Here is a 17,542-nt window from a genome sequence, read left to right on the forward strand (position 1 = left end):
CCGGCCGGGACGTGCCCCGGCCGGTCATCGGGGATGGGACGTGGTGGCCGGCGCGTAGCCTCCCCGCTCACCGGCGGTGACGTCGAAGACGAGCTGGTCGTCGCGGGCGTCGACGATGACCTTCTGCCCCGGTGAGACCTCGTGCTGCAGCAGCATCCGGGACAGCCGGTTGTCGACCTCCCGCTGGATCACGCGGCGCAGCGGGCGGGCGCCGAACTCGGGCTGGTAGCCGTGCTCGGCGAGCCAGTCGACGCCGGCGGTGGTGAACTCGACCTGGATGTCCTGGGCGTGCATGCGGCGGCGGGTCTCCTCCAGCAGCAGCCCGGTGATCTGGCGCAGCTGCTCGGCCTCCAGCCGCTGGAAGATGATCACCTCGTCGATGCGGTTGAGGAACTCCGGGCGGAAGTTCTCCTGGAGCCGGCGCATCAGCCGCTCCCGCAGCTCGTGGCTCTCCTGCTCGCCGGGTGCGCCGGTGGCGAAGCCGACGGTGCGCTGGGTGCCGGTGATCAGCTCCGAGCCGAGGTTGCTGGTCATGATCAGCACGGTGTTCTTGAAGTTGACGGTGCGGCCCTGGCTGTCGGTGAGCCGGCCGTCGTCGAGCACCTGGAGCAGGATGTTGAACACGTCCGGGTGCGCCTTCTCGATCTCGTCGAGCAGCACCACCGCGTACGGGCGGCGGCGGACCGCCTCGGTGAGCTGGCCGGCCTCCTCGTAGCCGACGTACCCGGGCGGGGCGCCGACGAGCCGGCTGACCGTGTGCCGCTCCTGGAACTCGCTCATGTCCACCCGGACCATCCGGTCCGCCTCGCCGAACAGCGCCTCGGCCAGGGCCCGGGCCAGCTCGGTCTTGCCGACGCCGGTCGGGCCGAGGAACAGGAAGCTGCCCATCGGCCGGTCCGGGTCGGCCAGGCCGGTACGGGACCGGCGTACCGCCTCGGCGACGGCGCTGACCGCGTCGTCCTGCCCGATCACCTTCTCGTGCAGGTGTCCCTCCAGGCGCAGCAGCCGGTCGCGTTCCTCCTCGGTGAGCTGGGTGACCGGGATGCCGGTGGCCCGGGAGACCACCTCGGCGATCTCCGTCGGCCCCACCTCGGGCACGTGGCTGGGCCCCTCGTCGCCGCGGGCGCGGCGGACCTGGTCCTCCAGTTCGGCGAGCCGGTCGCGCAGCGCGGAGGCCCGCTCGTACTGCTCGTCGGAGACCGCCTGCTCCTTGTCCCGGCGCATCTCGTCGAGCTGCTGCTCCAGTTCGCGCACGTCCTCGGCGGGGGTACGGGTGCGCAGCCGCACCCGGGCGCCGGCCTGGTCGATCAGGTCGATCGCCTTGTCCGGCAGGAACCGGTCGGTGACGTACCGGTCGGACAGCTCAGCGGCGGCGACCAGTGCCTCGTCGGTGAACCGGACCTGATGGTGCGCCTCGTACCTGTCGCGCAGGCCGCGCAGGATCGCGATGGTGTCGTCGACGGTCGGCTCGGGCACCAGCACCGGCTGAAACCGGCGGGCCAGCGCGGCGTCCTTCTCGATGCTGCGCCGGTACTCGTCGAGCGTGGTCGCGCCGATCACCCGCAGCTCGCCGCGCGCCAGGGCCGGCTTGAGCATGTTCGAGGCGTCCATCCCGCCCTCGCTGCCGGCGCCGCCCGCGCCGACCAGCGTGTGGATCTCGTCCAGGAAGATGATCAGCTCCTCGCGGTGGGCGCGGATCTCGTCGATCACCTTCTTCAGGCGCTCCTCGAAGTCACCCCGGTAGCGGGTGCCGGCGACCAGGCCGGCCAGGTCGAGCTGGATCACCCGCTTGCCGATCAGCGTCTGCGGCACGTCGCCGTCGCAGATCCGCTCGGCGAGGCCCTCCACGATCGCGGTCTTGCCGACACCGGCCTCGCCGATCAGCACCGGGTTGTTCTTGGTCCGCCGGGACAGGATCTCCACCGCCTGCTCGATCTCGTCGGCCCGGCCGATCACCGGGTCGATCTGGTCCATCCGGGCCAGATCGGTGAGGTCCTGTCCGTACTGGTCGAGCGTCGGGGTGCCCCGGTCCGGGCGCGGGGCGTTCATCGCTCCCCGTTCGGCGCTGGCCGCCTGCAACGACTCCGGCTGGATCCGGCCGGCGGCGAGCATCCGGCCGGCCGGCGACTCGGGGTTCAGCGGCAGCGCCATCAGAATGTGCTCGGGACCGATGTAGTTGGCGCCCATCGCGCGGGACAGCTGGTGGGCGTCGAGCAGCGCCCGCTTCGCGGCCGGGGTCAGCGACAGGTTCGGCGGCACCTCTCCGTGCGGCGCGCCGTCACCGCGCCCACCCAGCGCGCCCAGCAGCGCGTCCGGGTCGGCGCCGGCCCGGCGTACGAGGTCGCGCAGCGGCTCGCGTTGCAACGCCGCCCAGAGCAGGTGGTCGGTGTCCAGGTCGTTGCTGTGCTTCTGAGCGGCACGGCGGGCCGCGTCGGCGAGCATCTCCCGGGCGTCCGCGGTCATCAGGCGCGTGATGTCCACCCGGTGCGCCGGCCGGCGTCCCCCCTCGCCCCGGCCGAAGTATCGGGCCAGGAACTCGTCCCAGGGGTCGTTGCCGAAGTCACCCGGTCCCGTCATCTCGTCCTCCGCAGTCAGTCGGCACGACCGGCACCCGGCACGCGCGGCACGGTCGGCGGTGGCTACCCGGCGGTCGGCGCGACAAACGCGGCGGGATGGCAGTCTGGGGGCATGGAGAGCAGACCGCTGCTGATCGTGGACGGCGCGAACGTGGTGGGCTCGCGCCCGGACGGCTGGTGGCGGGACCGGGCCGGCGCGGCGGTCCGGCTGCGCGACGCGCTGGTGTCCGTCGCGGAGACGGGCGTGCCACCGGAGCTGCCGCCGCCGGTGCAGGTGGTGCTGGTGGTGGAGGGCGCGGCCCGGCACGTGGCGCCCGCGCCCGGCGTGGAGGTCGTCTCCGCGCCCGGCTCCGGCGACGACACGATCGTCGAGCTGGTCGCCGCCGCGCCGGATCGGCGGCGGGTGGTGGTCACCGCCGACCGGGAGCTGCGCGAGCGGGTGACCGCGCTCGGCGCGGAGGTACGCGGCCCGCGCTGGCTGGGCCGTTAGATCACCTGGTCCCGCCGACGGGACCGCGGGGTCCGCCGGCAGGACCAGCGGCGGGGTCTTCGCGCACGTCAGGGGCGGAACCGGACACCGGGGCCGCAACGCCGCGAGGGTGGATGTTCGCCCACCCGCCGGGATGGGTTGTAATGGAGATCTCTTCCGCCCCCAGGAGGTCCCCGTGGCGAGCGTCGCCGAGCTGAAGGCCGCCATCGATGTCGCTCTCCAGCAGATCGGTGACGGCCAGACAGCGGTGCAGGCGGCCGGCGAGAAGCTGGCCGAGGCGCAGCAGACGCTGGCCGGCGCGCTGGAGGGCAGCGGCCACGAGACGGTCGAGGCGGCCCAGGCCTCGCTGACACAGGCGGGCCAGGAGCTGGAGGAGTGTCTGGCCGCGACACTGGTCGCGGTCGAGCAGGCACAGCTCTACGTCGCGACGCTCTGAGGCCGGCCGTGTCCATCGTCGAGGACATCGGCGCGCAGGTGCGCGCCGCCGCCGAGGAACTGCCGCTGGCGCAGCTCGCCGCCGCGCTGGAGAAGCTCGGCCAGGCGCAGGAGCGGCTGCGCTGGGTGCGCCAGGAGTCGTCCGACCCGATGGGGGTGCCGGAGCTGTCCTCGGCCACCGAGCACGCCGAGACGGCGGGCTACGCGCTGCGCGTGGCGCAGGAACAGCTCACCGCGTACCTGGCCGCGATCGGGCTGGCACCGGACGGCGCGCGGCCGGCGCCGCCGGGCGAGCGGCCGCCCCGGCACGACACGCCACGCGGCGAGATCCCGCCCGCACCGGGCGCGGCCGCCGAGCCGGGCGAGCAACCGGCGGTGCGGCGCTGGTGGGCGGTGCGGGTGGCGGAGCTGACCGGCGGCCGTGAGGGCGCGCCGGACGAGCCGGACGAGCGCGTCGAGGACTCCCACGAGTTGCTGCGCCGGGTGGTCGCCGGGATCCGCTCCGGCGACCGGGACCGGCTGCACCGCGAGCTGCGCCGGGCGCACGCCGACGTGGGGCTGGGGCTGGCCGCGATCACCCCGCCCCTGCTGCGCGAGCTGGCCGGTGAGCTGCTCGGCCATCCGCCCCGCGCGGACGACCTGCCCCGGCTGCGCGGCGCGCTGGACTCCCGGGTCCGCGACCTGCTGCCCGGGCTGCCGCGGCCGGTGCTGGACACGCTGCTGACCCGGGTGTGCCGGATGCCCCCGCCGCGCCGCGACGACGACGCGGAGCAGCCGCACGCGGCCGACCCGGCGGTCACCGCGGGCGTGCTCACCGGCGTACTGCTCGACCGGCTCGGCCGGGACCTGCCCAAGGACACCGACGATCGGGAGCCGTCCCGTGGCTGACGTCCGCGCTCGACTGGTGACGCGGGTCCGGGGAATGCTCTCCGAGGCCCTGGGCGCCACCCGTACCCGGCTCACCGCCGCCGAGGCCGAGCTGGCCGCCGGGCGGGACCGGCTGGCCCGTACCCGCCGGGCCGCCGCGGCGGTGCCCGCCCGGGTGGGGGCCGCCCGCGACCGGCGCCTGGCCGAGATCGACGCCCGGCACACCGCCCGCCTCGCCGAGCTGGCCCGCCGGGCCGCCGCCGCGGCACAGCGGGAGGCGCCCGGCGCGGCGTCCGCGCCCTGGGACCGCTGGCAGGCCACGCCCGCCGGCCGGTCCGAGCCGCCCGGCGCGTTGCGCGTCGGCACGGTACGCCTCGACGGCGCCGAACCGGTGCCGGCGCTGGTCCCGCTCCTGGACGCCGGGCACGCGCACCTGGCCGGCGGCGACCGGGACGGGCTCGCCGCCGTGGTGCCCGCGCTGCTGCTGCGCTCGGTCGGGCGGGCCGACCCGGGCGCGGTGCGGCTCTACGGGTACGACCCGGAGCACCTGGGCGGCGGCCTGGCCGGGTTCGCGCCGCTGGGCACGGCCGGGCTGCTCACGTCCGTCGGGCCGGGCGGGCTGGGCCGGCTGCTGGACGACCTGGTGGAGCAGATCCGCCGGATCAACGCCACGGTGCTCGCCGGTGAGTACGGTTCGCTGCGCGAGCTGGCCGCCGCCACCGGGCGCCGCCCGGAGCCGTGGCGGGTGGCGGTGCTGCTCGGCGGCGACGAGCTGTCCCGCCACGAGCGCGGCCAGCTCGACCGGGTGGTACGCACCGGGGCCGCCTGCGGCGTGCACCTGGTGGTCCGCGGCATCGAGCTGCCGGACGACCCGACCGTCACCCGGATCACCGTGGAGCCGGACGACGCCCGGGTGGCCGGGCTACCGGTGGTGCTCGACGCGCCGCCGCCGCCCGCGCTGGTCACCGAGACGTGCCGCGCCGTCGCCTCCCGGGTGGCCGCCGGCCCGCCGCCGACACCGTTCACCGACCTGCTCCCGCCGCCGGACGAGTACTGGCGGGAGGACTCCGCGCACGGGCTCAGCGCCCCGATCGGCGAGGGCCCGCACGGGCGGCAGGTGCTGCTCACGCTCGGCGACTACCCGCCGCACGCGTTGATCGGCGGCCCGTCGGGCACCGGCAAGACGAACCTGATCTTCGCCTGGATCGGCGCGCTCGCCGCCCGCTACTCCCCCGCCGAGCTGGAGTTCTATCTGCTGGACTTCAAGGAGGGCGTGTCCTTCGCCCGGTTCGCGCAGGGCCGCCGAGACCCGAGCTGGCTGCCGCACATGCGGCTGGTCGGCATCAACGTGAACACCGACCGGGAGTTCGGCCTGGCGCTGCTGCGCTTCCTCGCCGAGGAGCTGCGCCGGCGCGCCGACGCGGCGAAGAAGCACGAGGTCACCAAGCTGGCCGAGCTGCGCGCGGTGGACCCGGAGGGGCACTGGCCGCGCATCGTCGCGGTGGTCGACGAGTTCCAGGCGCTGCTCGCCGGCCGGGACGTGGTCGCCCGGGAGGCCGCCGACCTGCTGGAGGACCTGGCCCGGCGGGGCCGGTCGCAGGGCATCCACCTGGTGCTCGCCTCGCAGGACGTGCGCGGCATCGAGGCGCTGTGGGGGCGGCCCGCGCTCGTCGCCCAGTTCACGCTGCGGATCGCGCTGCCGAAGGCGCTGCGCATCCTGGCCGAGCGCAACGACGCGGCGCAGTCGCTGCCCCGCCACCACGCGGTCGTCAACGCCGAGTCGGGCCTGGCCGAGGGGAACGAGGTGGCCCGGATCCCGTCGGCGAGCGACTGGGAGACGTGGAGCGAGCTTCAGCACCGGCTGTGGCGGATGCGCCCGCAGGACGCCGCGCCGGCCCGGCTGTTCGACGGCGACGCGATCCCGAAGCTGGCCGACGCGCCGGACTTCCGCGCGCTGACCGCGCCGGAGCAGGGTGTGCCGCGCAGCCCGGTGGCGCTGCTCGGCGAGATCATCGACGTGCAGGCCCGCTCGGCGGCGCTGCGGCTGCCCCGGGCGCCGGGCCGCAACCTGGCCGTGCTGGGCACCCGGGTGGACGAGGCGTGCGCGGTGCTCGACGCCGCCGCCCGGTCGCTGGCCCGGCAGTACCGGCCCGGCACCGCCCGGTTCTCCATCGCCTGCCTCGACCCCGACGCCGACCCGGCCGCCCGCGCCCTGTACGAGGATCTGGCCGGCGACGCCTCCTGGTACGACGAGGAGACGGTGCCGGAGCTGATGGCCGAGGCAGGTGACGGGCTGGGCGCGCCGGGTGCGGCGCGTACCCCGCACTTCCTGCTGCTGTACGCGGTGGACGCGGCGGCCGCGGCGCTCGCCGGCAAGGCCGGTACGCGGACCGGGCTGGAGCAGTTGCGCCGGATCCTGCACGACGGGCCGGAACGTCGTACGCACGTGCTGGCCTGGTGGCGTGGGGTGGCCCGGATGCGGGTCGACCTGGGCGGCGCGGGCGCGCGCACGGACCAGATCGGCGCCTGGGTGGCGCTGGACGTGCAGGGCGGTGAGCTGGGCTCGTCGCTGTATCCGGGCAGCGGCGGGCCGGACTGGTATCCCCGGCCGTGGCGCGGTCTCTACTTCGACCGGGCGGTGCACCGCACCGGACAGGTGATCATCCCTTATGGTCCCTCCCGATGAACGAACCGGTTGCCAGTGACACGTACCACGCGCAGATCCGCCGGCTCGCCGAGCTGACCGCCCGGGTGTCCGCCCAGCGGGCCGAGGCGCACACCTGGTACGCCCAGCAGGTGGCCGCCGCCGACCGGGCGGTGGCCGAGGCGGAGGAGCAGGTGCGGCAGGCCGAGGCGGAGGTGGCCGAGGCGTCGCGGCTGGTGGAGCGCGTCGACGGCGAGGTCACTCACCTGTGGACGCAGTTGCGGGCCCGGCTGGGCATGGGCGCCCGGCGGCTCGGTGACCCGCCCGGCCCGGTACGCGGCGCCGCCGGTGACCCGGTGCCGCTGCTGCGGGCGGTCCGGGAGCTGCTGGAACGCACCGGGGCGCCGGGCGAGCTGCCCGGCTCGGTGAACCCGCTGCTGGTCGCGTGCGGCATCGGCGGGGCGCTGGTGGCGTACGCGCTGGGGGTGGGGGCGCGGGCGCTCGCCGCCGGTTCCAGCGGCGACCTGGCGGTGGGCCTGCCGGTGCTGGCGCTGGTGGTGACGCTGCTCGGTCCGGTGATCGGGCTGGCGCCGGCCCGGCTGCTGGCCGACCGCCGCCACGCGGTGCTGACCCCGCGCCCGATGATCCTGGTGGCCGCCTCCGGCCTGGTCACGACCCTGCTCCTGCTGACGGTGACCTACACGAGCTGACCGCCGCCCCGCCGGCCGGCTCCCACGCCGTCGATCATGAGGTTGGCGGCGCGACACGCCCGTCGCGCCGCCGGTCACCCTCATGATCGCCCGGGTCGGGCGGGGATCAGGACCGCCTCCTTCAGCAGGCGGCGGGTCAGGGTCAGGCGGTCGGCGTCGTCGTCCAGGCCGGGCAGGTCGCCGACCCGGGTCACCTCGCCGGTGAGCAGCGCGCGCAGCGCCGCCTCGCAGGTGCCGGGCAGTGTGAGCGTCCGGTCGGGCACGCGCAGCGTGACCCGTCCGCCGGCGCCCGGGGAGAGCTGCCAGCGCAGGCCGCCGCGCACCGCCACCTCGCTGTCCGGGGTCAGCCGGGCCAGCGCCTCGGCCTGGGCCAGCGGCCGGATCGGCGCCGGGCGGGAGGCCGGCCAGACCCGGGCGCGCAGCCGGTCGGCCACCGCCGCCGGGTCGGCCCGCAGCAGCCAGTCGCGCAGCGCCTCGACGGTCTCGGTCAGCTCCGGCTCGATCGCGTCCGGGTCGGCCAGGTCGAGCCCGAACGGCAGGCTCGCGCGCAGCCGCGCGTCCTCGGCGGCGAGCGCGAGCAGCTCCTCGACCACGGCGTACCGGGTCAGCGCCCGGATGCCCACGGTCAGGTGCAGCGAGCTGGACTCCTGCGCCTGGGCGCTGTGCAGCCAGCCGCGCGGCAGGTAGAGCGCGTCGCCCGGTTCGAGCACGACGTCCAGCGCCGGGCGCCCGTCGGCGGTCGCGGAGACCTCGTCGGCCCGGCCGCCCCAGGGCTGGCGCTCCAGCGGGTCGGCCAGCACCGGCGGGTGGATCCGCCAGTGCTTGCGCCCGTCCACCTGGAGCACGAACACGTCGTGGGTGTCGTAGTGGGTGGCGAAGCCCTGACTGCCGGCCGGGGTCAGGTAGGCGTTCACCTGCAACGGCTGGGCCAGCGCGGTGCCGAGGTCGCGGGCGAAGTCGACGAGCGCCGGCCAGGTGCGGTGCAGGCCCTGCAGCACCAGCGTCGCGCCGTCGGCGTACAGCGCCAGCACCTTCTCGTCGAGGACCTGGTCGCCGATCTCGGCGCCCGCGCCACCGCCGCCGGTGAACCGCGCCGCCGGCACGAGCTGCCCGTCCTTGGCCACCCGCAGGAACGGGGTACGCAGGCCGCGGCGGCTGAGCAGCTCGTCGGCGCCGGCGGGGCTGAGCAGGTCGGTGAAGCCGTCCGGGTTGGGCAGTTCGGCGGCGCGGGACAGCAGCGGGCTGCGCCCCCAGTGGTCGGCGGCGAACTTGGCCGGCTCCACCGCCACGCACCGGGCCAGCGCCTCGGTCGCGGAGAACGGAACCGCCGGGCGGCTGTGGCCACCCGGCGGGTCGACGTGCGTGGTGCTCATGTGTCAGGCGCTGCCGTCGGCGCCGCCGTCGCGCTGGCCGGGGGTCGCGCCGCCGTCGGCCGGGCCCTCGGCGCTGCCGTCCGCCCCACCGTCGTGCTGACCCGGGGTCGCGCCGCCGTCAGCGGGGCCCTCGGCGCTGCCGTCCGCCCCACCGTCGTGCTGACCCGGGGTCGCGCCGCCGTCGGCCGGACCCTCGGCGCCGCCGTCCGCCCCACCGTCGTGCTGACCCGGGGTGGCACCGCCGTCGGCCGGGCCCTCCAGGCCGCTGCCGCCGCTGCTCTGGATGTCGTCGTCGTTCAATGCCATGGGTGCTCCCTCGGTGTGCCGCCCCGCGTGGTGCCGGGGTCCGTGTGCAGCGGGTGGTACCCCACGCCCGATCTTCTCTAACCACACCGTAGACGCCCGGACGCCGCCGTACGGACGGTTCGCGGGGCAAGCGGCCGGGACGGGTGGATGCCAGGATGGCGGGAGGACGACACGCGAGGAGACGCACGTGACGCAGCCGGAGCCGCTCACCCCGCTGACCGAGGACTGGCAGCGGGCACTCGCCGTGGTGGCCCACCCGGACGACCTGGAGTTCGGCGCCGCGGCCGCGGTGGCCCGCTGGACCGGGCAGGGCAAGGAGGTCGTCTACTGCCTGCTCACCAGCGGCGAGGCGGGCATCGACGGGATGCCGCCGGAGCGCGCCCGGGTGCTGCGCGAGGAGGAGCAGCGCGCCTCCGCCGCGGTGGTCGGGGTGTCCGCTGTCGAGTTCCTCGGCCTGCCCGACGGGCTGCTGGAGTACGGCGTGCCGCTGCGCCGGGCGATCGCCGCCGTGGTACGCCGGCACCGGCCGGACGTGGTGCTGACGAACAACTTCCGGGAGACCTGGGACGGGGCGTACGCGTTGAACCAGGCCGACCACATCGCCTGCGGCCGGGCCACGCTGGACGCCGTCCGCGACGCCGGCAACCGGTGGATCTTCCCGGAGCAGCTCACCGACGGCACGCAGCCGTGGTCGCGGGTGCGTGAGGTGTGGGCGGCCGGGTCGCCGATGGCCCGGCACGGGGTGGACGTGACCGGCACGTTCGACCGGGGTGTGGCGTCGCTGCGGGCGCACGGGGCGTACCTGAGCGGGCTCGGCGACGGCGGCTTCGACGCCGAGGAGTTCCTGGAGGGCATGGCCCGGCCGGCCGGCAGCCGGCTCGGCGCGCGGTTCGGCGCCACGTTCGAGGTCTTCCAGATCAACCTCCAGTAGGGCGCGGCGATGTTCCTGGTCGGCACGTCGGGCTGGCAGTACCGGGACTGGCGGGAGCGGTTCTACCCGGCCGGGCTGCCGCAGCGGCGCTGGCTGGAGCACTTCGCCTCGCGGTTCGCCACGGTCGAGGTGAACAACGCGTTCTACCGGCTGCCCGAGCGGGACACGTTCACCGCGTGGCGGGAGCGTACGCCCGGCGACTTCTGCGTGGCGGTGAAGATGAGCCGCTACCTGACCCACGTGAAGCGGCTGCGCGACCCGGCCGAGCCGGTGGCCCGGTTCCTGGACCGGGCCTCCGGGCTGGGCGACCGGCTGGGGCCGGTACTGGTGCAGCTCCCGCCGACGCTGCGCGCCGACCCGGACGCGCTGGCCGGCGTGTTGCGCCGGTTCCCCGCCGACGTGCGGGTGGCGGTGGAGCCGCGGCATCGGTCGTGGTGGACCGACGACACCCGGCGGGTGCTGGAGCGGCACCGGGCGGCGCTGGTCTGGGCGGACCGGCTCAGCCGGCCGGTCACCCCGCTGTGGCGCACCACCGACTTCGGTTACCTGCGGCTGCACGAGGGCCGGGCGCAGCAGTGGCCGCGCTACGGGCGGGCCGCGCTGGCCGGCTGGGTGCGCCGGCTGGCCGGGGCGTTCGACGGCGGCGAGCCGGCGTACGTCTACTTCAACAACGACCCGGGCGGCGCGGCGATCGTGGACGCGGTCGCGTTCGCCGGGCTGGCCCGGCGGGCCGGGCTGCCGGTGTCGCGGACGCCTGCGGCCCGCCCCGCCGAGGGGGCGGGACGGGCCGGTCCGGCGCCGGATCAGGGAATCATCTGACGCAGGCCACGCGGCATGGTGGCCTTCACGTCCTCCCACTCTCCCTGGGTGACGTGCCGGCGCAGCGTGTCCAGCACGACCTGCACCACCCGCTGCGCGCCACCTTCGACGTCGTACGGGAAGCCCTGGCGCACCTCGTACAGGAAGTCGTCACGGTTGAGCTTGATCGGCACGTTCTCCGGCTGCCAGCCGTCGAAGTAGATCCCGCGCACCAGCACCGGCAACTGCTGGGCGAACTCGGTGCTCTCCTGCACCGGCAGCCGGTCCCGCAACAGGTGCAGCACGGTACGCAGCGCGGCGTAGGACTGATTGCGCCGTTCCTTCGGCCAGCCGTACGCGGACTCGATCTCCTTGAGGATCACGTTCGTCTTGTCCAGCGAGGACTCGAACGCGGACAACAACTGTTCGGCCATCGGGCTCACCCCCGTGCTTCGGTCTCCCAGCGTCGGTCGTCGGCGCGGCGCGGCGGACCGCTGGGGCCCCGCCACAGCCGGGTCGGGCTGAACCGGCCGGGCCGGTCGCCCCGCCGTGCCGCCTCGGAGCTGCCGACCACGTGCAGTACGCCACCGCGGCGTCGGTCCGCCACCACCCGTACCGTCATGACCCACCTCCTCGTCGCGGCGCCCGAACCGGCGCCCACGGTCCATGCTGCGCCGGGGGCGGGTGAGCGGACCTCACCCGTACCGGGTGAGACGCTCAGGCGTCGAGCAGGCCGGCGAGTGTGGTGGCGTTGCGCTGCGCGTAGTCCTGGTAGCAGTTGTTCATCAGCACGTGCGTCTGCCCGGTCTGGCCGGCCAGCTCGCGCAGCTTCGGCGCCCAGTCGCGCAGTTCCCGCTTGGAGTAGTCGTAGCCGAACTTCTCGTGGATGTCCTTGCTGGTCCACTTGTCACTGTGCCCGTGGAACCGGACCACAGCGAGGTCCGCGGTGGCCGCCAGCACCGGCGGGACGGACGACTTGTGTCCCTGCGGCATGTCCACGCAGACGAACGGCAGCTCGTGCTCGCGCAGGAACCCGAGCGTCTCCTCGGCGTTGTCGCCGTCGAACCAGGACGCGTGCCGGAACTCGAAGACCGGGCGCAGCGGCGCGCACCGCCGCGCCACCTCCAGCAGGTACTGCTTGTTGGCCCGCTTGATGGTGAACCAGGGCGGGAACTGGAACAGCAGCGCGCCCAGCTTGCCGGCCTCGACGAGCGGGTCGAGGGCGGACAGGAACCGGGTCCAGACCTCCTCGTACGCCTGCGCGGGCAGGTCGTCCGGATAGACGTTGCGCTTGCCGGTCTCGGGGCGCAGGTCCTTGTAGAGCGCGGAGACGCGGGTGGGGTGGCCGGTCAGCAGACTGAACGCCTTGACGTTGAACGTGAACCCGGCCGGGGTGCGCTCGGCCCACAGCCGGGCGGTCCGCTCGGCCGGCGGCGAGTAGTAGGTGGCGTCCACCTCGACCAGCGGGAACTGCCGGGCGTAGTAGGACAGCCGCTTCTCCGGCGTGTCGGCGCTCGCCGGGTACCAGCCGGAGTCGAGCAGGGTCCGGTCGGTCCACGAGGCGGTGCCCACCTTTATCTCACCCATGGGGGCAGTCCACCGCGTCGGGAACCGACCGGCAACCGGAACGGCGTTCAGGCCGCCCGCCGCTCCCGGGTCTGCTTGCAGGCCACACAGGAGGTGGCGGACGGGAAGATCTCCAGCCGCTCCACCGGGATGGGCGCGGTGCAGCCCTCGCAGAAGCCGTAGGTGCCCTCGTCCAGGCGGGTCAGCGCGTGCTCGAACTGCGCCCGCCGGTCCAGGATGGTCCGCAGCAGCGACTGCGCGGTGTCCCGCTCGGCGGTCTTGGTGCCGCTGTCGGCCTGGTCGTCGCCGGCGGTGTCGCCGACCTCCACCAGCCGCAGCACCTGGCTCTGCGCCACGGTCTGCTCGTACTCGGCGGTCAGCTCGTCGTACCGCGACCGCAGGGACTGCCGGATCTGGTCGGCCTCCGCCTGGGAGCGGCCGGTGGCTGTCGTGTCGTGGACGAGCATCGCTGCCTGCCTTTCCTACGTCCTCATACCGGACCGGGGCGGCCAGCGCCCCGGACCCGGTCCGACTGTGGAAGCGCGGATGACGAGATCACCCGTGCTCTGTGAGCCGGGCGATTACCCCCGCCCACGGCGGGTCAAACCGGCTGTTTCCTGAGTGTTTCCGGTGAGTCCGCAGCCGCTGGTCAGGCGGCCTCGACCAGCGCCGGACGGCGCGGGTCGTCGGCCCGGACCACCACGTCGGCGAAGGACGCGGGGTCGACCTCGCCGGCGTAGCGGGCGAAGGCGGGCAGGGTCCAGCGCAGCGCGGGATCGGTGCGCCGCGCGAGCGCCGCCGGGGAGAGCACGAGGTGGACGGTGACGTCGAACGGCAGGGCGCCGCCGAGCAGCAGCGCGCCGCTGACCAGGACCACCCCGCCGGGCGGCAGATCCACATACGCGGCGCGGCTGGCCCGGTCCGCGCCGGCGTCCCACAGCGACGGCAGCAGCCGGCCGGAGCCGTCCGGGCCGGCCGGGTCGAGCACCTCGCGGCGCAGCCCCGGCTCGTCGAGCCAGCCCTCGTAGTACGCATCCGGGTTGGTGCGGCCGTGCTCCAGGCGTACCGAGGCGGGGCGGAGGAAGTCGTCGGCGCGGACGTGCAGCACCGGCCGACCGGCAGCGCGCAGCGGGTCGACGAGCGCCTCGGCGAGCCTGTCCGGCCCGGCGGCGGGCGGGCCGTCCACGGCGACCCGCAGCCGGCCGGGCGTGCCGGTGCGGGCGAGACGCTCGGCCAGCTCGGAGACGAGCAGGTCGGGGCTGATCGGACGCACGCGCATCGGACCATCGTGCCGCGCGGGCGGGCGGGTCACCACATGATCGCTCCGGGCGGTCGGGGCTCCGTCCGGCGGCGGTCGTCGGGTGGTGGTCCCGCTGGTCAGCCGGTGCGGTCGATGGTGACCCGGGCGTCGTCGGCGAGCCGGTAGCCGACGCCGTAGACGGTGGTGACGAGCGGGACGTCCACACCGACCTTGCCGCGCAGCCGGCGCACGTGCACGTCGACGGTGCGGACGCCCGCGTGCTCGTACCCCCAGACCGCATTGAGCAGTTGCAGCCGGGTGAACACCCGGCGCGGGTGGGCGACCAGGTGCAGCAGCAGGTCGAACTCCAGGCGGGTCAGCGGCAGCGGCTCGCCGTCCCGCAGCACCGACCGGGACGACGCGAGGATGTGCAGGGTCGGGATGGTCGGGGCGAGCGGGCGCGCCGGAGCGCGGCCGGCCGGGACGGCGTCGGGCCGGCGCTCGGCCGGGACGGTGCCGGCGCTCACCACCGCGTCGCCGCGTTCGAGCATCTCGCGGGCGGCGTCGAGCAGCCGGCGGGCGGCCGGGGTGAGCGACTCCTCGCAGGCCAGGGGGATGTTGAGGGTGACGGTGAGCATGGGCGCGGCGGCCGTGTTGGCGGGACGACGCTGGCCGCCGGGGGGACGACCGGGGACCGCGGGTTGGGACGTATGCCATCCGGCGCGCGACGAGGCGGGGCTGACCGACATGGTCCTCCTTGGGCTGGTCCGGGTATCTCCCCACGGCCCGGGACGCCGCTTCATCGATGCTTCCCGGCGTCTCTGCGAGGGTCAAGGGGCGGCCGCGTTGCATGAATGTGACATTTGACGAACACATCGCAGCCGTGCGCTCGCTCTGCGTGCGAGGCCCGTTGATTACAGCAGAGCACCGATTCGAGATGGTACGGGGGGTCTCCCCGGGGGTTCACAATGGCGGATCAGCCGCGAACGTGAACGCGGCGCACCTCCGGGACCGGGTGCACCGCGTGCCGTCCGGGCCAGGTCAGGCGTCGCGGTCCACGACGATCGCGGCGTCGTCGGCGAGGCGGTAACCCACGCCGTACACGGTGGTCACCAGCGGCGTGTCCGGCCCGAACTTGGCCCGCAGCCGGCGGACGTGCACGTCCACGGTGCGCGCCACCGCGTGTTCGTAGCCCCAGACGTTCGCGAGAAGTTGCAGGCGGGTGAACACCCGGCGGGGATGTTCGGCGAGGAACAGCAGCAGGTCGTACTCGATGCGGGTCAGCGGGATCTCGGCGCCGCCGTGGCGGACGCGCCGGGTGCCGGTGAGGATGCGCACGCCGCCGGGGGCGGGCGCCGCGGGGCCGGGCGCGTCGCCGCGGCGCAGGTCGAGCACGGTACGGGCGGCCGGGCGGTCGTCCGGTCCGGCCAGTCCTTCCCCGGATGCGGCGAGTTCGTCGAGCAGGTCGACCAGGCGCGCGAGGCCCGGCGTCAGCGGCCCGGTACCCAGGTCGAGCGTGATGGTGAGCGTCGGTGCGGTACGCGGCCGGGGCGGCACGGCCCGGTCGGGGCGGCCCGATCGGGCCGGACGGGTGGTGAGGGCGACGACGGACATGGGAGCCTCCTGTGCGGGCGGTCGCCCCGCCCCGCCGGGGATGCGGCGGGACGGTCAGCGGAGCGCCCCGCCGGCGGTGACCGGGGGCGCGGCGGACGAGGGTCGGGTCGGCGGGGTGGGACCGAGGGTGGGCAGGCCGGCGATCTGCCAGGCGGCGAAGCCGCCGACGACGTCGGTGGCCCGGTGCAGGCCGATGTCCTGGAGCGCGGCGGCGGCCAGCGACGAGGTGTAGCCCTCCTGGCAGAGCACGATCACCGGGACGTCGTAGCCGGTCGCCTGCGGCAGCCGTGCCGCGCAGCGCGGGTCGAAGCGCCACTCCAGCACGTTGCGCTCGACCACGAGCGAGCCGGGCACAATGCCCTGCGCGGCGCGTTGGGCGGCCGGGCGGATGTCCACCAGCAGCGCGCCGCCCCGGCACGCCAGGTGGGCCTGCTCCGGGTCGAGGCGGCGCAGCCGGGCGCGGGCGGCGGCGAGGATCTCGTCGATGCCCCGCGAGCCGGGCGGCGGGACCGGACAGCACTCGGTGCGGGTGGGGGTCTGCGCCATCGTGGCGTCCTTCCGTTCGTCGGGGTTGCGGGGGCGGCTCACCAGGCCACACCGGCTCGGGCCACCTCGGCGACCCGGAGCCGGCCGGCGACGAGGTGGTAGCGGGTCATCCGGGTCAGCGCCGGCCGGTACACGTGCACGCTGACGGCGGGCTCGTCACCGCGGTTGGTGACCTGGTGCACATGCCGTACGCCGAAGCGCCGGCCGGCGCCGGCCGCGAGCCGGTGCGGGCGCAGCCGGCCGCCGCTGACCGTCTCCTCGGTGAGCACGCCGGCCACCACCAGGAACGCGCCGGCCGAGCCGCCGTGGTCGTGCAGGTCGGTGCCCTGTCCGGGCAGCCAGCTCAGCGCCCACACCTCGTGCGCGTCGCCGGCGTCCAGCCGGGCGTACCACCGCTCGGACGCCTCGAACCGCAGTGGCACCGGCCAGCCGTCCGGGTCGGCCCAGCGGGCGGCGACGGCGAGCAGGTCGGCGGGAACGGTGCTGGTCATCGGCGGTGCGTCCTCACGGTGCGGAGCGGATGTACCGGCACAGCTTAGACGGTAAAGCCTATCGGTTTGGTAGGTAATACCGGATGCTGGGACGGCGGGCCCAGCAGGCGCGGCTCAGCGGCGGACCGGCGGATCCACCCGGTAACCCGGCACCGACGGCCAGCGGACGGTGAGCACCGTGGACTCCCGCTCGGCGTACCAGGAGTGGTCGACGCCCCGGCCCCACACCACGTAGTCACCGGGCGCGCGCAGCACCACCGTCCGGTCCGGCAACTCGATCCGGAACGCGCCGCTGATCAGCACCAGCAGGGCGGTACGCCGCTCGCCGGTGGCCCACCGGGACCGGGTCTCCCCCGCCGGGTGCACGCCCCACTTCACCTCCACGTCGGTGCTGTGCCGCACGTCCCCGGCCGGCTTGAAGTGGCCCAGCAGCCAGCCCGCGTCGGCCGCGCCGTCCACCGCCGCGTTGCCCACGTACACCCGATCGTCCATGCGTGCGCCTCCCGTGCCCGGCTGCGCAAGCTACCAGGCGCGTCCGGCCGCGACGCCATAGCCTGGGCGGATGCCCGACGAACTCGACGACGAGACCATCGCCTTCGCCCACCGGATGTTCGATCTGGCCCGGGCCGGCGCCACCGAGGAGCTGGCGGCCAACGTGGACGCCGGGCTGCCGGTCAACCTCACCAACGCCAAGGGCGACACGCTGCTGATCCTCGCCGCGTACCACGCCCACCCGGACACGGTGGCCGCGCTGCTGGCCCGGGGCGCCGACCCGGCCCGGGTGAACGACCGGGGACAGACCGCGCTCGCCGCGGCGGTGTTCCGGCGCCAGGAGGCAGCGGTCCGCGCGTTGCTCGACGCCGGTGCCGACCCGGACCACGGCGGCCCGTCCGCGGTCGAGACCGCGCGGTTCTTCGAGCTGCCCGACATGCTGGCGCTGCTCGGCCGCGCATGA

Annotated in this window: 21 protein-coding genes; 8 read left to right on the forward strand and 13 right to left on the reverse strand. The window is 75.3% G+C overall.

The window, feature by feature from the left end:
- Positions 1-24: 24 nt before the first annotated feature.
- Positions 25-2,577 carry an ATP-dependent Clp protease ATP-binding subunit gene (locus ABIH81_RS25170; RefSeq protein ID WP_349877346.1) on the reverse strand — a complete coding sequence of 851 codons (2,553 nt, stop codon included), beginning with the start codon at positions 2,575-2,577 and terminating at the stop codon, positions 25-27.
- Between the two features lie 111 nt (positions 2,578-2,688).
- On the opposite strand from ABIH81_RS25170, the gene ABIH81_RS25175 reads away from it, so the two are divergent.
- From ABIH81_RS25175 to ABIH81_RS25195, 5 genes are all read left to right on the forward strand, one after another.
- Complete coding sequence (locus ABIH81_RS25175; protein WP_349877347.1) at positions 2,689-3,066, forward strand: hypothetical protein; 378 nt, start codon at positions 2,689-2,691, stop codon at positions 3,064-3,066.
- Between the two features lie 175 nt (positions 3,067-3,241).
- The gene (locus tag ABIH81_RS25180) at positions 3,242-3,502 is read left to right on the forward strand and encodes a hypothetical protein (RefSeq protein ID WP_013286060.1); all 261 of its coding nucleotides are present in this window, start codon (positions 3,242-3,244) and stop codon (positions 3,500-3,502) included.
- Between the two features lie 8 nt (positions 3,503-3,510).
- Complete coding sequence (locus tag ABIH81_RS25185; protein ID WP_349877348.1) at positions 3,511-4,389, forward strand: hypothetical protein; 879 nt, start codon at positions 3,511-3,513, stop codon at positions 4,387-4,389.
- Positions 4,382-7,054, forward strand: a complete 2,673-nt coding sequence (locus ABIH81_RS25190; protein ID WP_349877349.1) for an FtsK/SpoIIIE domain-containing protein — start codon at positions 4,382-4,384, stop codon at positions 7,052-7,054. The genes ABIH81_RS25185 and ABIH81_RS25190 overlap by 8 nt, the downstream gene beginning before the upstream one ends.
- Positions 7,051-7,722: a hypothetical protein gene (locus ABIH81_RS25195; RefSeq protein ID WP_349877350.1), complete on the forward strand. Its 672-nt coding sequence runs from the start codon at positions 7,051-7,053 to the stop codon at positions 7,720-7,722. Before ABIH81_RS25190 ends, ABIH81_RS25195 begins: the two co-directional genes overlap by 4 nt.
- Before the next feature lie 80 nt (positions 7,723-7,802).
- On the opposite strand, the gene ABIH81_RS25200 is transcribed toward ABIH81_RS25195, so the two are convergent.
- Positions 7,803-9,095 (reverse strand): cupin domain-containing protein, encoded by a 1,293-nt coding sequence (locus ABIH81_RS25200; protein ID WP_349877351.1) that lies wholly within the window; start codon positions 9,093-9,095, stop codon positions 7,803-7,805.
- Positions 9,096-9,098: 3 nt separating this feature from the next.
- Positions 9,099-9,401: a hypothetical protein gene (locus tag ABIH81_RS25205; RefSeq protein ID WP_349877352.1), complete on the reverse strand. Its 303-nt coding sequence runs from the start codon at positions 9,399-9,401 to the stop codon at positions 9,099-9,101.
- Positions 9,402-9,588: 187 nt separating this feature from the next.
- On the opposite strand from ABIH81_RS25205, the gene ABIH81_RS25210 reads away from it, so the two are divergent.
- Together ABIH81_RS25210 and ABIH81_RS25215 are read left to right on the forward strand one after the other, a co-directional pair.
- Positions 9,589-10,332, forward strand: a complete 744-nt coding sequence (locus ABIH81_RS25210) for a PIG-L deacetylase family protein (RefSeq protein ID WP_349877353.1) — start codon at positions 9,589-9,591, stop codon at positions 10,330-10,332.
- A gap of 9 nt (positions 10,333-10,341) precedes the next feature.
- Positions 10,342-11,151, forward strand: coding sequence for a DUF72 domain-containing protein (locus tag ABIH81_RS25215; RefSeq protein ID WP_349877354.1), 810 nt, complete (start codon positions 10,342-10,344; stop codon positions 11,149-11,151).
- Here ABIH81_RS25215 and ABIH81_RS25220 read toward each other — a convergent pair.
- The 10 genes from ABIH81_RS25220 to ABIH81_RS25265 all read right to left on the reverse strand — a co-directional run bounded on the left by ABIH81_RS25220 (position 11,136) and on the right by ABIH81_RS25265 (position 17,079).
- Complete coding sequence (locus ABIH81_RS25220; RefSeq protein WP_349877355.1) at positions 11,136-11,564, reverse strand: DUF2267 domain-containing protein; 429 nt, start codon at positions 11,562-11,564, stop codon at positions 11,136-11,138. The two genes, ABIH81_RS25215 and ABIH81_RS25220, sit on opposite strands and share 16 nt — an antisense overlap.
- A 5-nt stretch (positions 11,565-11,569) precedes the next feature.
- On the reverse strand, positions 11,570-11,752 hold the full coding sequence (locus tag ABIH81_RS25225) for a hypothetical protein (RefSeq protein ID WP_349877356.1): 183 nt from the start codon (positions 11,750-11,752) through the stop codon (positions 11,570-11,572).
- Positions 11,753-11,847: 95 nt separating this feature from the next.
- Positions 11,848-12,717: a DUF72 domain-containing protein gene (locus ABIH81_RS25230; protein WP_349877357.1), complete on the reverse strand. Its 870-nt coding sequence runs from the start codon at positions 12,715-12,717 to the stop codon at positions 11,848-11,850.
- 47 nt (positions 12,718-12,764) lie between these two features.
- Entirely contained in the window at positions 12,765-13,163 is a 399-nt protein-coding gene (locus tag ABIH81_RS25235; RefSeq protein WP_349877358.1) for a TraR/DksA C4-type zinc finger protein, read from the reverse strand.
- 182 nt (positions 13,164-13,345) lie between these two features.
- Positions 13,346-13,975, reverse strand: a complete 630-nt coding sequence (locus ABIH81_RS25240; RefSeq protein WP_349877359.1) for a uridine kinase — start codon at positions 13,973-13,975, stop codon at positions 13,346-13,348.
- 98 nt (positions 13,976-14,073) lie between these two features.
- Positions 14,074-14,685: a winged helix-turn-helix domain-containing protein gene (locus ABIH81_RS25245; protein ID WP_123110435.1), complete on the reverse strand. Its 612-nt coding sequence runs from the start codon at positions 14,683-14,685 to the stop codon at positions 14,074-14,076.
- Positions 14,686-14,977: 292 nt separating this feature from the next.
- The gene (locus tag ABIH81_RS25250) at positions 14,978-15,550 is read right to left on the reverse strand and encodes a winged helix-turn-helix domain-containing protein (protein WP_349877360.1); all 573 of its coding nucleotides are present in this window, start codon (positions 15,548-15,550) and stop codon (positions 14,978-14,980) included.
- A 54-nt stretch (positions 15,551-15,604) separates the two neighbouring features.
- The gene (locus tag ABIH81_RS25255) at positions 15,605-16,096 is read right to left on the reverse strand and encodes a rhodanese-like domain-containing protein (RefSeq protein WP_349877361.1); all 492 of its coding nucleotides are present in this window, start codon (positions 16,094-16,096) and stop codon (positions 15,605-15,607) included.
- A gap of 38 nt (positions 16,097-16,134) precedes the next feature.
- On the reverse strand, positions 16,135-16,587 hold the full coding sequence (locus tag ABIH81_RS25260) for a cysteine dioxygenase family protein (protein WP_349877362.1): 453 nt from the start codon (positions 16,585-16,587) through the stop codon (positions 16,135-16,137).
- Between the two features lie 114 nt (positions 16,588-16,701).
- Entirely contained in the window at positions 16,702-17,079 is a 378-nt protein-coding gene (locus ABIH81_RS25265; protein WP_349877363.1) for a signal peptidase I, read from the reverse strand.
- A 70-nt stretch (positions 17,080-17,149) separates the two neighbouring features.
- On the opposite strand from ABIH81_RS25265, the gene ABIH81_RS25270 reads away from it, so the two are divergent.
- Positions 17,150-17,542 carry an ankyrin repeat domain-containing protein gene (locus ABIH81_RS25270; RefSeq protein WP_013476997.1) on the forward strand — a complete coding sequence of 131 codons (393 nt, stop codon included), beginning with the start codon at positions 17,150-17,152 and terminating at the stop codon, positions 17,540-17,542.

This window comes from Micromonospora sp. HUAS YX12, assembly GCF_040215685.1.
In the GTDB taxonomy this organism is placed as follows: Bacteria; Actinomycetota; Actinomycetes; order Mycobacteriales; family Micromonosporaceae; genus Micromonospora; species Micromonospora tulbaghiae.

What these genes read in the sequence shown, in the direction of transcription:
- ABIH81_RS25170 (WP_349877346.1), bottom strand. Translation starts at nt 2,577, where the DNA reads ATGACGGGACCGGGTGACTTCGGCAACGACCCCTGGGACGAGTTCCTG.
- ABIH81_RS25175 (WP_349877347.1), top strand. Translation starts at nt 2,689, where the DNA reads ATGGAGAGCAGACCGCTGCTGATCGTGGACGGCGCGAACGTGGTGGGC.
- ABIH81_RS25195 (WP_349877350.1), top strand. Translation starts at nt 7,051, where the DNA reads ATGAACGAACCGGTTGCCAGTGACACGTACCACGCGCAGATCCGCCGG.
- ABIH81_RS25200 (WP_349877351.1), bottom strand. Translation starts at nt 9,095, where the DNA reads ATGAGCACCACGCACGTCGACCCGCCGGGTGGCCACAGCCGCCCGGCG.
- ABIH81_RS25205 (WP_349877352.1), bottom strand. Translation starts at nt 9,401, where the DNA reads ATGGCATTGAACGACGACGACATCCAGAGCAGCGGCGGCAGCGGCCTG.
- ABIH81_RS25215 (WP_349877354.1), top strand. Translation starts at nt 10,342, where the DNA reads ATGTTCCTGGTCGGCACGTCGGGCTGGCAGTACCGGGACTGGCGGGAG.
- ABIH81_RS25220 (WP_349877355.1), bottom strand. Translation starts at nt 11,564, where the DNA reads ATGGCCGAACAGTTGTTGTCCGCGTTCGAGTCCTCGCTGGACAAGACG.
- ABIH81_RS25225 (WP_349877356.1), bottom strand. Translation starts at nt 11,752, where the DNA reads ATGACGGTACGGGTGGTGGCGGACCGACGCCGCGGTGGCGTACTGCAC.
- ABIH81_RS25230 (WP_349877357.1), bottom strand. Translation starts at nt 12,717, where the DNA reads ATGGGTGAGATAAAGGTGGGCACCGCCTCGTGGACCGACCGGACCCTG.
- ABIH81_RS25235 (WP_349877358.1), bottom strand. Translation starts at nt 13,163, where the DNA reads ATGCTCGTCCACGACACGACAGCCACCGGCCGCTCCCAGGCGGAGGCC.
- ABIH81_RS25240 (WP_349877359.1), bottom strand. Translation starts at nt 13,975, where the DNA reads ATGCGCGTGCGTCCGATCAGCCCCGACCTGCTCGTCTCCGAGCTGGCC.
- ABIH81_RS25245 (WP_123110435.1), bottom strand. Translation starts at nt 14,685, where the DNA reads ATGTCGGTCAGCCCCGCCTCGTCGCGCGCCGGATGGCATACGTCCCAA.
- ABIH81_RS25250 (WP_349877360.1), bottom strand. Translation starts at nt 15,550, where the DNA reads ATGTCCGTCGTCGCCCTCACCACCCGTCCGGCCCGATCGGGCCGCCCC.
- ABIH81_RS25255 (WP_349877361.1), bottom strand. Translation starts at nt 16,096, where the DNA reads ATGGCGCAGACCCCCACCCGCACCGAGTGCTGTCCGGTCCCGCCGCCC.
- ABIH81_RS25260 (WP_349877362.1), bottom strand. Translation starts at nt 16,587, where the DNA reads ATGACCAGCACCGTTCCCGCCGACCTGCTCGCCGTCGCCGCCCGCTGG.
- ABIH81_RS25265 (WP_349877363.1), bottom strand. Translation starts at nt 17,079, where the DNA reads ATGGACGATCGGGTGTACGTGGGCAACGCGGCGGTGGACGGCGCGGCC.
- ABIH81_RS25270 (WP_013476997.1), top strand. Translation starts at nt 17,150, where the DNA reads ATGCCCGACGAACTCGACGACGAGACCATCGCCTTCGCCCACCGGATG.